Below are 13867 nucleotides of genomic sequence, written 5' to 3' on the forward strand. Positions count from 1 at the left end.
CAGGGCTTTCCCGCACGCAGATGAAGTGGCTGCTGAATTCCCGCGCGTGGCGCCCGCAATTGGCGCGATAATCGACCTGCCGGCGCGGCCCGCCATCGGGCGATCCGAGGCACGTTTCGGCGACGTTTCCCGTTTTGCGTTTCCCCTCCCTCGTTTCACCCCCGCTTCACTCCCTATTTACGAGGCGCATGCATGGAAGAAGCGAAGCACTTCATCGGCGGCGAGTGGCAATCGCCCGCCAGCGGCGAGACGCTCGCCGCGATCGATCCCTCCACCGGCCAGCCCTTCGTGCAGCTCGCGCGCGGCAATGCAGCCGACATCGACTCGGCCGTCACGGCCGCACGCAAAGCCTTCGAGGGCGCCTGGGGCGCACTGAGCGCCGCCGAGCGCGGGCGACTGCTGTTCGCGCTCTCGGGCCTGGTCAGCCAGCACCAGGAGGAACTCGCGCAGCTCGAAGCGCGCGACACCGGCAAGCCGCTCAAGCAGGCGCGCGCCGACGCCGCAGCGCTCGCGCGCTATTTCGAGTTCTACGCCGGCGCCGCCGACAAGCTGCACGGCGAAACGCTGCCCTACCAGGCCGGCTACACGGTGCTCACGGTGCGCGAGCCGCACGGCGTGACGGGCCACATCGTGCCCTGGAATTACCCGATGCAGATCTTCGGCCGCAGCGTGGGCGCGGCGCTCGCCACCGGCAACGCGTGCGTGGTGAAGCCCGCCGAGGACGCCTGCGTGTCGCTGCTGCGCGTAGCCGAACTCGCGCGCGAAGCCGGTCTGCCCGCGGGCGCGCTCAACATCGTCACGGGGCTCGGACATGAGGCGGGCGCAGCGCTCAGCGCGCATCCCGGGATCGACCACATCTCGTTCACGGGCTCGCCGCAAACGGGCAGGCTCGTCGCGCAGATGGCCGCCGAACACCACGTGCCCGTCACGCTCGAACTGGGCGGCAAGTCGCCGCAAATCGTCTTCGCCGATGCCGATTTCGACGACGCGCTGCCTGTGCTCGTCGCCGCGATCGTGCAGAACGCGGGGCAGACCTGTTCGGCGGGCAGCCGCGTGCTGATCGAGCGCAGCGCCTACGAGCCGCTCATCGACCGCCTCGCCGCGTCGTTCGGCAAGTTGCGCGTGGGCCCGGCCAGTGCCGATCTCGACTGCGGCCCCCTCATCAACGAGAAGCAGCGCCAGCGCGTGCGCGGCTTTCTCGACGAAGCGGCCGCGAGCCGCATCGCCACGGCGGCAAGCGGCAGGCTCGAAGCCGATGCGCCGAGCGGCGGCTTCTACGAAGTCCCGACGCTCCTGCGCGACGTGCCGCCGCAAAGCCGCCTCGCCCAGGAGGAAGTATTCGGCCCGGTGCTCGCGGCCATGCCCTTCGAGAGCGAGGAAGAAGCGCTCGCGCTCGCCAATGGCACGCCTTATGGCCTCGTCGCCGGCATCTGGACACGCGACGGCGCGCGCCAGATGCGTCTCGCCCGGCGCGTGCGCGCGGGCCAGGTGTTCGTCAACAACTACGGCGCGGGCGGCGGCGTCGAATTGCCGTTCGGCGGCACGCGGCACTCGGGACACGGGCGCGAAAAAGGCTTCGAAGCACTCTATGGCTTCACGGTGCTCAAGACGATTGCGATCCGGCACGGCTGAATCATGTCGATAAACATAAACGGAGACACCATGCGACTCAAAGGCAAGACGGCCGTCGTGACGGGCGGCGGCTCGGGCTTCGGCGAAGGGATCGCCAGGACCTATGCGCGCGAAGGCGCGAACGTCGTCATCAACGATCTGAACGGTGACGCCGCCGAGCGCGTGGCGAGCGAGATCGCGCTCGCAGGCGGCAAGGCCATCGCAGTGCAAGGCGACATCACGCGCGAAGCCGACTGGCACGCGCTGCGCGAGGCGGCCATCGAAGACTTCGGCAGCGTGCAGATCGTCGTCAACAACGCGGGCACCACGCATCGTAACAAGCCCGTGCTCGAAGTGAGCGAAGCGGAGTTCGACCGCGTGTACGCGGTCAACGTGAAGGGCCTCTACTGGAGCGTGCGCGCGTTCGTGCCGCACTTTCGCGAGCGCGGCGGCGGCGCGTTCGTCAATATCGCGTCGACGGCCGGTATCCGGCCCCGGCCCGGGCTCGTCTGGTACAACGGCAGCAAGGGCGCGATGATCGTGGCCAGCAAGGCGCTGGCGGCCGAGCTGGGCCCCGACCAGATTCGCGTGAACTGCGTAAATCCCGTGATCGGCGATACGGGGCTCACGGCGGAGTTCATGGGCGTGCCCGACACGCCCGAGAACCGCCAGCGCTTCGTCGCGACCATTCCGCTCGGGCGCTTCTCCACGCCGCAGGACGTGGCCAATGCGTGTCTCTATCTCGCTTCGGATGAGGCGGCGTTCATTACCGGCACCTGCATCGAAGTGGATGGCGGGCGCTGCGTATAGTTGCGCCCGCCAGCTGGCCGATCGGTGTTTTCCCCGACAGATACGCGCCGTCGCGCCACGGCGGCGCGTATAGAATGATCGTGCTTTCGCGTCGAATACCCGCCATATCAAGGCGGCAATACAACAAACACGCCAACGAGCAAGATCGCTTAGGAGACACCATGGCCAGTCCAGCGAATCATCTGCCGCAAGCGGGAGCGGGTGCCCCGCCCTCCGCCTTCGAAGAAGCCACGTACCGCAAAGTCGCGTGGCGTCTCATTCCGCTTCTCATGCTGTGTTACGTGGTCGCGTATCTGGACCGCGTCAACGTGGGCTTCGCCAAGCTGCAGATGAGTTCGGCGCTCAATCTCTCCGATGCGGTTTATGGCTTCGGCGCAGGCATTTTCTTCATCGGCTACTTTCTGTTCGAAGTGCCAAGCAATATCATCCTGCATCGCGTGGGTGCGCGCGTGTGGATCGCGCGCATCATGGTCACGTGGGGCCTCGTCTCCATCCTGACGATGTTCGTCACCACGCCCACCATGTTCTACGTGATGCGCTTTTTGCTCGGCCTGTGCGAGGCGGGCTTCTTCCCCGGCATCATCCTCTATCTCACCTACTGGTATCCGGCGCACCGCCGCGGGCGCATGACCACGTGGTTCATGACGGCCATCGCGCTGTCGGGCGTGATCGGCGGCCCGGTGTCGGGCTGGATTCTCAAGTCCTTCGACGGCGCGAACGGCTGGCAAGGCTGGCAGTGGCTGTTCCTGCTCGAAGGGCTGCCTTCGGTGATCGTCGGCGTGCTGGTGTTCTTCGTGCTCGACGACCGCATCGGCAAAGCGAAGTGGCTCACGGAAGAAGAGCGCGCGCTGCTCGAGCGCAACATCGCCGCTGAAGATGCCACCAAGGAGGACCCGCCGATCATGACCGTGCTCACGAGCGCGCGCGTGCTGGTGATGAGCCTCACCTACTTCTCGTTCGTGATGGGCCTCTACGGCGTGAGCTTCTGGCTGCCCACCATCATCAAGGCGACGGGCGTGAAAGACGCGCTCACGATCGGCCTGCTTTCGGCGATTCCGTTCGCCGCGGCCGTGGTCGGCATGGTGCTGGTGGCGAAGAGCGCCGACCGCACGCGCGAGCGCCGCTGGCACATCGCCGTGCCGGCCGCCATCGGTGCGCTCGGCCTCGTCCTTTCGGTCACGTGGGCGCACGACACGACGCTCGCCATGACGGCGCTCACCATCGCGACCATGGGCATTCTCACCACGCTGCCGCTGTTCTGGAGCCTGCCCACGGCCTGGCTCGCGGGCACGGGCGCGGCGGCCGGTATCGCACTCATCAACTCGATCGGCAATCTCGCGGGCTTCCTGAGCCCGTATGCGGTGGGCTGGCTCAAAGAGGCCACCAAGGCCAACGATTCGGGCATGTACATGCTGGCGGCGTCCATGATCCTGGGCGGTTTGCTCGCGCTTTCGGCGCCTGCGAAGCTCGTGAACCGCTAAGCGCATTACGGCTTCAGCAAAAACAAACGGCCGCCTGTTTTGCAGGCGGTCGTTTTTATTGCGGCTTCGGATTCGTCGCGGGCTGCTTTACACCACGTTCATCGACAGCGCACTTTCCCGATAGTGCGAAGCGGCCTTCTCGCCGTCGCCGAGCTGCTCGTGCAGACGCGCGAGTGCGCGATGCGAGCGGATCTTGAGCGGCTCGTTCTGCGTGGCGCCCGCGGACTTGAGCGCGGCTTCGAGGAACGACTGCGCTTTGCCCCAGAGCTGTTGCTTCAGGCACAGGCGGCCCAGCGCGAACAGCAGGTCGCCGTCCTCAGGGCGCTCCTTGCGCCAAACCTCGGCCTTCTGGATGAGCGGCAGCGCGTCGCTGCCCGCCGTGTCCGGATAGCGGCGCAGCAAGCGCGCGTCCCAGTTCTGCGCGAGCGCTTCCTCGACGATCTTGCGCGCGTCGGCCTGGCGATCGAGCGCGATCAGCAGTTCGGCGGCGCAGTCGGCGAGACGCGGCGAGTGACGCTCGACGTTCGAGAGCGACTGCCACAGTTCGAGCAGCGCATCGGCGTTGTGACGACGGTCGCGCAGCAGATTTTCCGCCGCGAGCTGGCGCAGGCGCACGGCCACGGCCGGGTGCAACGCTTCGCGCTTTTCCAGCGTCTTCACGAGCTTGAGCACTTCGCTCCAGTTCTTGAGCTGCTGCTGCGCGCGCAGTGCGATCTGTTGCGCGTGGATGCGGCGGCCGCCCTGCGTGCGCATTTCGGTGAGCGCGGCAAGCGCGCCATCGGCGTCGCGGCCGTCGGCGCGCATGTCGGCGGTCGCCATGAGGCGCGCTTCCTGGAGGTCGGGGTCGTCGACCTGGGTGAGCCATTCGTCGCGGCGCGCGTATTCATGCAGACGGTGCGCAGCCGTCGCGCCGATCAGGCCCGCGGCGCTCGTATTCTTCGCGTCGGCGAGCGAATCGCGTGCGGCTTTCTCGGCGCGCGAGAAGCGGCCCGCGTAGAGATTGCCCACGGCATCGCGCAGCGCCGAGCTCGCCTTCTCGGCGCGCATGCGCGCGCGATAGGCGGCCACGCGGCGCGGCATCGTCACGATGTTGCGAGCGAAACGCAGGATCGCGTATAGCAGCAGGAACGCCACCACGATGCCGACCACGAACAGGTTGAGCGAGACGTCCACGCGATACGGCGGATAGACGAGCAGCACCTGCCCGGTGTCGAAGCGCCCGACAGTCGCGAGCGCGACGGCAATCGCGAACAGAAGCGCGAGCCAGAGGAGTCCACGGATCGCCATGTCTTACCCCCGGGTCCGGTATTGCTGGATCGCCTTCAGGCTCGTGTCGAGCGTGGGCAGCGTGACGGCGGCCGAGCCGTCGTTCACTTCCTTGAGCAGTCCGCGCACCGTTTGCGTGTCTTTCGACGCACTGTCGAAGTAGCGTGCGAGCGTGGCGTCGGCGGCCGCGAGGTCGGACTTGAGCGTGTCCTGGTTGCGCGAGAGCAGCGACAGGCGCGCCGAAAGCAGACGCAGCTTCAGGTTCTCACGCACGAAATAGCCTTGATCGGGCGACACGAGCATGGCGTCCGCGTTGTCGATGCGGCGCACCTGCACGAGGCTCGCGATCTGCTTGCCCACGCCGTCGACGAAGGTGTCGATCCAGACCTTCCATTTCGGCTGGTTGGTCGCCGCGGCAACCTGGGCGATATCGGCGGGCTGCGCAGCCTCCGGCTTCGTATGCGCGACGATCGCCTCGCCCGAAAGCGGCAGCGAGTCGATCTGGCCGAGCGCGGTGTCGAGCTTGATGGCGAGACCCGTGAGGTCCGTCGACGGCGCGGCCTTGAGCTTGTCGATGTCCTGCGCGATCGCCTTGCGCACGGCGATGGCCTGCGCGTTGTCCGAGGCGGCGAGGCGCGTGTCGGCGCTTTGCAGCGCGAACAGTGCGAGCTGCGTGTTGCCCGTGAGCTGGAGCTGCTCGCTCGCGCTCGACAGCATCTGGCCGACTTCGGCGAGCGTCCAGTCGTCGCGGCTCTTCGACAGGTCGGCGTATTGCTGCGCGAGCGCCTGCTGCGAATTCTGCGCGTCGGCGATCTTGCCTTCGAGCTGGGCGATCTGCTTGTCGACCTGCTGTGCGCCCGCCACAGCCTGGTCGGCGCGCGCACGCAGCGCGGCGGTCTGCTGCTCGCTCGCCTGCTGGCGTTGAATGGCCTGCATGCCGAGGTTGTCGACCTTGCGATTGAGGAAATAGCCGCCTGCGCCCGAGCCCGCCGCGACCAGCACCAGGACGAGCCACAGCAGCGCCGAGCCTGCGCCGCGCCGCCCGTTGCCCGCGCCCGGCGGTGGCGTCAGCGGCGCGGAAGAGCCCGCGCCCGACGACGCATACGAAGGCCGCGCCGATGCGCTGCCCGAAGCCGACGCGCTGCTGGAAGCGGCCGCGCCCGTGGCGAGGGCGCCCTGGTTTGTTGTGCTGCTTGAGTTGTTCGAATCTGTCATGCGTGGGTTGGCCGGCGCTTGGGCCGGAGTGTTCTGAACCGGTTGAACAACGGAAGAAGCGAGGCTTAGCAGCGTCTCGACGATGCGTTCGTCGCCCGCGCCGGACACCGTAATCCTATCAAAACCCATTGAGCGCGCCGTCTCGGCGATCCGCGGGTGCGGCGCGACAAGCGGCGCATGACGCAGCTCGACGATCTCGCCCGCCGTGAGGTGCTCGCGCGCGAGTTCGTCGAGGTTGCGCACGCCCTCGGAGCTCGTGACGAGCCACGCGTGCGGCGCGCCTTCGAGCAGCGCGTGCACCCGCGTCCAGGCGGCAATGGGCGGCTCGGGCACGACGCGGCGGTAGGCCGCCACGGTCTCGACCTCGGCGCCCGCTTCGCGCAGACGCTCGGCGAGCCACTCGCGGCCGCCGTCGCCGCGCACGATCAGGACGCGCTTGCCCGCGAAGGCATCCACGCCGAAGGTCTTTTCGAGCGCGGCGTAAAGCGACTCGGAATCGAAGCGCGCGGGCTCTTCCTCCCCCGCGCCCGCAGGGCTCACCACGCGATGCTCGGGGGCCGCCACGCCGTGCCGCTCGAGTGCGGCCACGCTCGCCGGGCCGACCACGGCCACGGGCAGCGCGGGCGGCCAGATCGACGAGACCGAGGCATAGCATGCGAACGCGCGATCGACGGCGTTCGGCGAAACGAACACGACGAGCGCATAGCGTTCGAGCGCGCCGAGCGCGGCGCGCAGCGGCGCTTCGTCGGTCACGGGCGCAATGGCGATGAGCGGAAAGTCGAGCGTGCGCATGCCGTGCTGCGCGAGTCGCCCCGCCAGGCCATCCGACTGACCGGCCGGCCGGGTCATGACGACGGTGAATGGCTTACCGTCGCCATTGCCGTTGCCACCATGGCTGTTATCGCCGCTTGCCGGTGACGCGCGCTTCGCGCCGGTAGAGGCGTCGCCCGGGCCGCCCCAGTCGTCGGGCTGGTCGGGGTTGCCGTATGGTTGCCTCGGGCCGGCCATCATCTGGAGGCCGGGCCTTCGCCCGCGCCGGTAGGGTTGTGGGCGGCGCCGCCGCTGGCGGGCGCCGCATTCGGACCATCGGCGGCCTGGGCCGCGTCCGCGAGTGCGCGCACGATCTCGAGCGCGCCTTGCGCGATAAGGTCGTCGGCAACGCGGCGGCCGAGCGCCATGGCATCGTCGAGCGTGGATGCCGCGGTGGCCTCCTGCGCCGCGAGCACCCGGCTCGCGTCGGGCATGGCGATCGTGCCGCGCAGCGCAAGCTTGCCATCGTGCCACTGCGCGTAGGCCGCGAGCGGCACCGTGCAGCTGCCGCCCAGTGCGCGCGAAACCATGCGCTCGGCTTCGACGGCCTTCGCGGTGGCGTCGTCGTGCAACGGCGCGAGCCATGCGGCAATATCGGCGCGATCGGCGCGGATCTCGATGCCGAGCGCGCCCTGCCCCGCCGCCGGCAGGCTGTCCTCGGGCTCGATGAGCGCGCGGATACGCGCGCCGAGGCCAAGGCGCTTCAAGCCCGCCGCCGCGAGAATGATGGCCGCGTAATCGCCGCGGTCGAGCTTGGCGAGGCGCGTGTCGAGATTGCCGCGCAACGGCTTCACGTCGAGATGCGGATAGCGCGCGCGGATCATCGACTCGCGGCGCAGGCTCGACGTGCCCACCACGCTGCCCGCCGGCAACGCGGCGAGCGAGTCGTAGTCGTTGGAGACGAACGCGTCGCGCGGGTCCTCGCGCTCCATGATGGCCGCGAGCGTGAAGCCTTCCGGAAGCTCCATCGGCACGTCCTTGAGCGAGTGCACGGCGAGATCGGCGCGGCCCTCGGCCAGCGCCTGCTCCAGTTCCTTGACGAAAAGACCCTTGCCGCCCACCTTCGAGAGCGTGCGGTCGAGAATTTGATCGCCGCGTGTCGTCATTCCAACAATTTTCACGTCGCAGGCTGGATATAATTTGTGCAGCGCAGCTTGCACATGCTCGGCCTGCCACATCGCGAGGCGGCTCTCCCGCGAAGCGATCACCAGGGTGCGGGGCATGGGCGCGGATAACGTCTCGGAGTTCATGGCAAGTACATCGAATGACGGGATGAAAAGCAGGATCGGATAACAGGCAATGTTAGCACGCGCCCTTTTTACCGCCTCCCCGCTGGGACAGGCTGACAGGGCGCGGGCGGCGGCAAGGAAGAGACTCAGGCGTTGCAGCGGCGCTTACTGTACCCATCGTAGGCAAACTGGCGCGCGTCTGGCATGCGGCTGGCACAAACGCGGCCCGCGCGGCCGCGGCGCCGCTTCGGCTTGCGCTCGCCCTCGCGAGCGGCGCACTCTCCAGCAAGGCCTGCACCCGGCGCACCGCCATTGGCGAGCCGCGCCGCCTCTGCCCTATCCGCACGGCTCGCACCGGGTGGCACCTTCCGCCCTCTCCAGGTTGCACCCGCAGTACACGGCCCGGCACGCGCCGCGGTCATGCAGTTGGCAGTTCTCCGACTAACCTGCCCATATCCTGGCAAGCCTCAAGGAAAACATCGTGAAGTCTTCCGGCTCGGCGCGCGCAGAGCGCCGCAACACCGCATCGCAGAACGCAACTTCGAAGGCCGCATCGGCCGCGCCGTCCACGAAACCGGCGAAAACGACGAAGACCACGAAGACCACGAAATCCGCGACGACGAAACCGGCCGCCGAGGCTGTCAAGGCGGCGAAGAAGCCGAAGGCCGAAAAAGCGACGAAGGCCACGAAGGCGGTGAAGGCTCCGAAAACGCCCGCCGGCGCTTCGCGCAATGGTCGCGCGCGCGACGACAAGGACCAGCCGCTCTTCGAAGACATCCGCTACCTGGGCCGCCTGCTCGGCGAAGTGCTGCGCGAGCAGGAAGGCGACGCGGTATTCGACGTCGTGGAATCCATTCGTCAGACCGCCGTGCGCTTTCGCCGCGAGGACGACAGCGCCGACGCGCTCGCGCTGGAAAAGCAGTTGCGCGCGCTCTCGCCCGAGCAAACCGTGAGCGTCGTGCGCGCGTTCAGCTACTTCTCGCATCTCGCGAACATCGCTGAAGATCGCCACCGCAACCGCCGCCGCCGCATTCACGACCTCGCGGGCTCGGCGCCGCAGGCGGGCACCATCGCGCATTCGCTCGAACGTCTCGCACTGGCGGGCGCGGCCGCGACGCCGGTGCTCCAGCAGTTCTTCAACGACGCGCTGATCGTCCCCGTGCTCACCGCGCACCCCACGGAAGTGCAGCGCAAGAGCACGCTCGACTCGCAGCACGACATCGCGCGCCTGCTCGCCGAGCGCGACCAGCCGCTCACGCATCGCGAGCTCGAGCACAACGAGTCGCTCCTGCGCGCGCGCGTGACCTCGCTCTGGCAAACGCGCATGCTGCGCGAGTCGCGCCTGACCGTGGGCGACGAAATCGAGAACGCGCTTTCGTATTACCACACGACCTTCCTCACCGAGATCCCGGCGCTTTACAGCGAGATCGAAACGCAGCTAAAGGAGCACGGCCTTTCGGCGCGCCTGCCCGCGTTCTTCCAGATGGGCAGCTGGATCGGCGGCGACCGCGACGGCAACCCGAACGTCACGGCCGCCACGCTCGAAGAAGCGAGCGAGCGCCAGGCGCAGGTGATCCTGCAGCATTACCTCGACGAAGTGCACCGACTCGGCGCCGAGCTTTCGGTGTCGAACCTGCTCGCGGGCGCAAGCGAAGAACTGAAGGCGCTCGCCGAAGCCTCGCCCGACCAGTCGCCGCACCGAGTGGACGAGCCGTATCGCCGCGCGCTGATCGGCGTATATACGCGCCTCGCCGCGAGCGCGCGCGTGCGTCTGGGCGAAGGCGTGGTGGCCGTGCGCAGCGCGGGCCGCAACGCCGCGCCCGTGCGCGCCAAGCCCTATGCCGATGCCGACGAGTTCTCGCGCGACCTGCATATCCTGATGGATTCGCTCGCCGAGCATCACGGCGCGTCGCTCGCCACCACGCGGCTTGCGCCGCTCATGCGCGCCGTCGACGTGTTCGGCTTCCATCTCGCCTCGATCGATCTGCGCCAGAGTTCGGACATCCACGAAGCCGTGATTACGGAGCTGCTCGCGCGCGCCGGTGTCGAAGCCGACTACGCGGCGCTTTCCGAAGAAGACAAGCAGATCGTGCTGCTCGCGCAGCTCGCCGATCCGCGCACGCTGCGCTCGCCGTACCTCGACTATTCCGAGCTCGTGAAAAGCGAGCTGGGCGTACTGGAAATGGCGCGCGTGACGCGCGAGAAGTTCGGCGCGCGCGCCGTGCGCAACTACATCATCTCGCACACCGAAACGGTTTCCGACCTGCTCGAAGTGATGCTGCTGCAGAAGGAAACCGGCCTCATGAGCGGGCGCCTCGGCCACGCGGAAGACCCCGCGAAGGCCGCGCTGATGGTGATCCCCCTTTTCGAGACGATTCCCGACTTGCGCCACGCGCCGGGCATCATGCGCGACCTGCTCGCGCTGCCCGGCATCGACGCCATCGTCGAGCACCAGGGCAACGAGCAGGAAATCATGCTCGGCTACTCGGACAGCAACAAGGACGGCGGCTTCCTCACCTCGAACTGGGAGCTGTACCGTGCGGAACTGGCGCTCGTCGCGCTATACAAGCAGCGCGGCATCACGCTGCGTCTGTTCCACGGCCGCGGCGGCACGGTGGGCCGCGGCGGCGGCCCGACCTACAACGCGATCCTCTCGCAGCCGCCGGGCACGGTCGAAGGCCAGATCCGCCTGACCGAGCAGGGCGAAGTCATCGCGAGCAAGTTCGGCAATCCGGAGATCGGCCGCCGCAACCTCGAAACGGTGATCGCCGCGACGCTCGAAGCGACGCTGCTGCCGATGGGCGGGGCGAGCAACGCGCCCGACCAGCTGCCCGCGTTCGAGCAGACGATGCAGTCGCTCTCCGACGCCGCGATGGCCGCGTACCGCTCGCTCGTCTACGAGACGCCCGGCTTCACCGACTACTTCTTCGCCTCCACGCCGATCACGGAAATCGCCGAGCTGAACATCGGCAGCCGCCCGGCCTCGCGCAAGCTGCAGGACCCGAAGAACCGCAAGATCGACGATCTGCGCGCGATTCCGTGGGGCTTCTCGTGGGGCCAGTGCCGCCTGCTGCTCACGGGCTGGTACGGCTTTGGCAGCGCGGTGGCCTCGTATCTCGACGATGCGGGCAGCGACGCCGAGCGCGCGCGCCGTCTCGCGATGTTCAAGAAGATGTACAAGACCTGGCCGTTCTTCTCGAACCTGCTCTCGAACATGGACATGACGCTCGCGAAGACCGACCTCGCGGTGGCCTCGCGCTACGCGCAACTCGTCGCGGACAAGAAGCTGCGCAAGCTCGTATTCGAGCGCATCGTGGCCGAATGGGAGCGCACGACGAAGGTGCTCGGTGAGATCACGGGCGCCCCCGGACGACTCGCCGACAACCCGCTGCTCGCGCGTTCGATCAAGAACCGCTTCCCGTATCTCGATCCGTTGAATCACTTGCAGGTGGAGCTGATCAAGCGCTATCGCGCCGGCGACCCGAGCCCGCGCGTGCGGCGCGGTATTCATCTGACGATCAACGGGATTGCGGCGGGGCTGCGCAATACGGGTTGAGCGTTCGCGCTGTGCTCCGGTGCAAACGGCGTCGTGCCCTCGCGGTCACGACGCCGTTTTTTATTGCCTCAGGCGAACTTCAATCGCGCCGCGTCGCGTCGATCATCAGTGCATCGAGCTTGAACGACATATCGCTCTGCACATCGAAGTATTGGCGCACTTCATCGGGCGCGCGCTCCCACATCGAGCGGATCGCCGTCACGCGCTCCGGCGGCGTGCGCATGCGCGCGACCCACGAATCGAAGTCGAGCGCGATGCGCCACCGCTCGCTCACCTTCGCGTCGAAGCCGGCGGCGTCGAGCATCGCGATCCACTCGTCGGCGCGGTAGTCGCGAATGTGCGACGCATCGCGCAACAGTTCGATCGCCTGAATATGCGTGTCGTAAAGCGGATCGTCGATGCCCGCGATGTCGATGAACTTCAGCCGTCCGCCCGGCTTGAGTACGCGGTGCACTTCGGCAAGCGCGCGCGGCACGTCGCGCCAGTGGTGCGCGCTCATGCGGCTCACGGCCCAGTTGAAGCTCGCGTCGGCGAACGGCAGCGTTTCCGCCGCGCCCTGCTGCGTGCGCACGGTCGTCAAGCCGCGCTCCTTCGCGGCGGCTTCGACCGTGGCGAGCATCTGCGGAGCGATGTCGTAGGCCACGACTTCGCGCACGTGCGGCGCCACGGCGAAGCTCGCGTGGCCCGCGCCGCAGCCCATGTCCAGCACCGTCGCATTGCCGCAGGTGGCCGCGAAGGTCGCGGCGAGGTTCTCCAGATCCGCGCCGCTCGCGTGGACCTGGCTCGTGAGGTAGGCGGCGGCGGTCGAGCCGAACGCGTCGGCGACCTGATCGTGATGCTTCATCGCATGCTCCTTTTGCGGGTTCTTATGCGGTGCTTTATGTGGGGCGCGAAGCGGCGAGCGCCGCGCGCCGAGGGTTCTGCAATCTCCGGGCTGGCTGACGTGGCGGCCCGTCGCCGCGTCAAACGCTACAATAGAGTCCGTTTTGTACCAGTACAAGTTAAGCGATTATTCTGGTATCGCTGCCACTAGCCCCACGCCCAATGAGCCTCGATACGCCCTCCCCGGCTTCACCCGCCGCCGCCGGCAAAACCCTCGACGCAACGCCCGCCCGCGCGCTGGGCGAATTCGTCCGCGCCCATCGCGAGCGTCTTTCGCCCGCGGAGGTCGGCCTGCCGCCCGGCCCGCGCCGCCGCACGCCTGGCCTGCGCCGCGAGGAAGTCGCACAGCTGTGCGGCGTGAGCCCGACCTGGTACACGTGGATCGAGCAGGGCCGCCCCGTTTCGGCTTCGGCGGACGCGCTCGCGCGCATCGCCGTCGCACTGCGGCTCTCGCGCGCCGAGCGCGCCTATCTGTTCGAGCTGGCCGCGCAGCGCGACCCCGCCGAGCCCGATCCGGCCACCGCCGCGGACGCGCCCGCCACGCTGCTGCAAACGGTGAAGCTCGTGGACGCCCCCGCGTACGTGCTCGACCGCCAGTGGACGGCGCTCGCCTGGAACGCGCATGCGGCGGACCTCTTCACGGGCTGGCTCGACGGCGAGCACGACCGCAACCTGCTGCGCTTCACGTTCACCGAGCCGCTCGGGCACGAGCTGATCGTGGACTGGGAAACGCGCGCGCGGCGCCTGGCCGCCGAGTTCCGCGCCGACTCCATCCGCCACCTCAACGACGCGCCCACGCGCGCGCTGATCGACTCGCTGATCGCCGCGAGCGACGACTTCGCGCGCTTCTGGGCCTCGCAGGACGTGTTCGAGCGCGAGGGCGGCCGGCGCGAGTTCAACCATCCGCGCCACGGCCGCATCGCCTGCGACCAGATCACCTTCAAGCCCGCGCATCGCGAAGATCTCAAGCTCGTGGTGCTGGTGCGGCTCTGAGCGGCGCGGGCCGC

Annotated in this window: 10 protein-coding genes; 5 read left to right on the forward strand and 5 right to left on the reverse strand. The window is 68.1% G+C overall.

The window, feature by feature from the left end; translation table 11 throughout:
* The first annotated feature begins 192 nt into the window (after positions 1-192).
* The 3 genes from BFD71_RS16675 to BFD71_RS16685 all read left to right on the forward strand — a co-directional run bounded on the left by BFD71_RS16675 (position 193) and on the right by BFD71_RS16685 (position 3902).
* Positions 193-1632 carry an aldehyde dehydrogenase family protein gene (locus tag BFD71_RS16675; RefSeq protein ID WP_069265420.1) on the forward strand — a complete coding sequence of 480 codons (1440 nt, stop codon included), beginning with the start codon at positions 193-195 and terminating at the stop codon, positions 1630-1632.
* A 30-nt stretch (positions 1633-1662) separates the two neighbouring features.
* Entirely contained in the window at positions 1663-2421 is a 759-nt protein-coding gene (locus tag BFD71_RS16680; RefSeq protein ID WP_069265421.1) for an SDR family oxidoreductase, read from the forward strand.
* 161 nt (positions 2422-2582) lie between these two features.
* Entirely contained in the window at positions 2583-3902 is a 1320-nt protein-coding gene (locus BFD71_RS16685) for an MFS transporter (RefSeq protein WP_069265422.1), read from the forward strand.
* Between the two features lie 87 nt (positions 3903-3989).
* Here BFD71_RS16685 and BFD71_RS16690 read toward each other — a convergent pair whose 3' ends face one another.
* From BFD71_RS16690 to BFD71_RS42180, 4 genes are all read right to left on the reverse strand, one after another.
* A complete protein-coding gene (locus tag BFD71_RS16690; RefSeq protein ID WP_069265423.1) occupies positions 3990-5189 on the reverse strand; it encodes a heme biosynthesis protein HemY in 1200 nt (399 codons plus the stop codon).
* Positions 5190-5192: 3 nt separating this feature from the next.
* Positions 5193-7394, reverse strand: a complete 2202-nt coding sequence (gene hemDX / locus BFD71_RS16695; protein ID WP_305120832.1) for a fused uroporphyrinogen-III synthase HemD/membrane protein HemX — start codon at positions 7392-7394, stop codon at positions 5193-5195.
* Positions 7391-8443: a hydroxymethylbilane synthase gene (hemC, locus tag BFD71_RS16700; RefSeq protein ID WP_069265424.1), complete on the reverse strand. Its 1053-nt coding sequence runs from the start codon at positions 8441-8443 to the stop codon at positions 7391-7393. Before hemC ends, hemDX begins: the two co-directional genes overlap by 4 nt.
* Before the next feature lie 420 nt (positions 8444-8863).
* Positions 8864-9109 carry a hypothetical protein gene (locus BFD71_RS42180; protein WP_256094746.1) on the reverse strand — a complete coding sequence of 82 codons (246 nt, stop codon included), beginning with the start codon at positions 9107-9109 and terminating at the stop codon, positions 8864-8866.
* A 7-nt stretch (positions 9110-9116) separates the two neighbouring features.
* On the opposite strand from BFD71_RS42180, the gene ppc reads away from it, so the two are divergent.
* The gene (gene ppc / locus BFD71_RS16705) at positions 9117-11978 is read left to right on the forward strand and encodes a phosphoenolpyruvate carboxylase (RefSeq protein ID WP_256094747.1); all 2862 of its coding nucleotides are present in this window, start codon (positions 9117-9119) and stop codon (positions 11976-11978) included.
* Between the two features lie 79 nt (positions 11979-12057).
* Here the strand turns inward: ppc and BFD71_RS16710 are convergent, their stop codons facing one another.
* Positions 12058-12822, reverse strand: a complete 765-nt coding sequence (locus BFD71_RS16710) for a class I SAM-dependent methyltransferase (RefSeq protein ID WP_069265426.1) — start codon at positions 12820-12822, stop codon at positions 12058-12060.
* Positions 12823-13022: 200 nt separating this feature from the next.
* Here BFD71_RS16710 and BFD71_RS16715 point away from each other — a divergent pair, with 200 nt between their 5' ends.
* A complete protein-coding gene (locus tag BFD71_RS16715; RefSeq protein WP_069265427.1) occupies positions 13023-13853 on the forward strand; it encodes a helix-turn-helix transcriptional regulator in 831 nt (276 codons plus the stop codon).
* Positions 13854-13867: the final 14 nt, after the last annotated feature.

This window comes from Paraburkholderia nodosa (assembly GCF_001718195.1).
GTDB lineage: Bacteria > Pseudomonadota > Gammaproteobacteria > Burkholderiales > Burkholderiaceae > Paraburkholderia > Paraburkholderia nodosa_A.

Coding starts and splice junctions, on each gene's coding strand:
- hemDX (WP_305120832.1), bottom strand. CDS start 7,394: ATGATGGCCGGCCCGAGGCAACCATACGGCAACCCCGACCAGCCCGAC.
- BFD71_RS16675 (WP_069265420.1), top strand. CDS start 193: ATGGAAGAAGCGAAGCACTTCATCGGCGGCGAGTGGCAATCGCCCGCC.
- BFD71_RS16710 (WP_069265426.1), bottom strand. CDS start 12,822: ATGAAGCATCACGATCAGGTCGCCGACGCGTTCGGCTCGACCGCCGCC.
- BFD71_RS16680 (WP_069265421.1), top strand. CDS start 1,663: ATGCGACTCAAAGGCAAGACGGCCGTCGTGACGGGCGGCGGCTCGGGC.
- BFD71_RS16715 (WP_069265427.1), top strand. CDS start 13,023: ATGAGCCTCGATACGCCCTCCCCGGCTTCACCCGCCGCCGCCGGCAAA.
- BFD71_RS16685 (WP_069265422.1), top strand. CDS start 2,583: ATGGCCAGTCCAGCGAATCATCTGCCGCAAGCGGGAGCGGGTGCCCCG.
- hemC (WP_069265424.1), bottom strand. CDS start 8,443: ATGAACTCCGAGACGTTATCCGCGCCCATGCCCCGCACCCTGGTGATC.
- BFD71_RS16690 (WP_069265423.1), bottom strand. CDS start 5,189: ATGGCGATCCGTGGACTCCTCTGGCTCGCGCTTCTGTTCGCGATTGCC.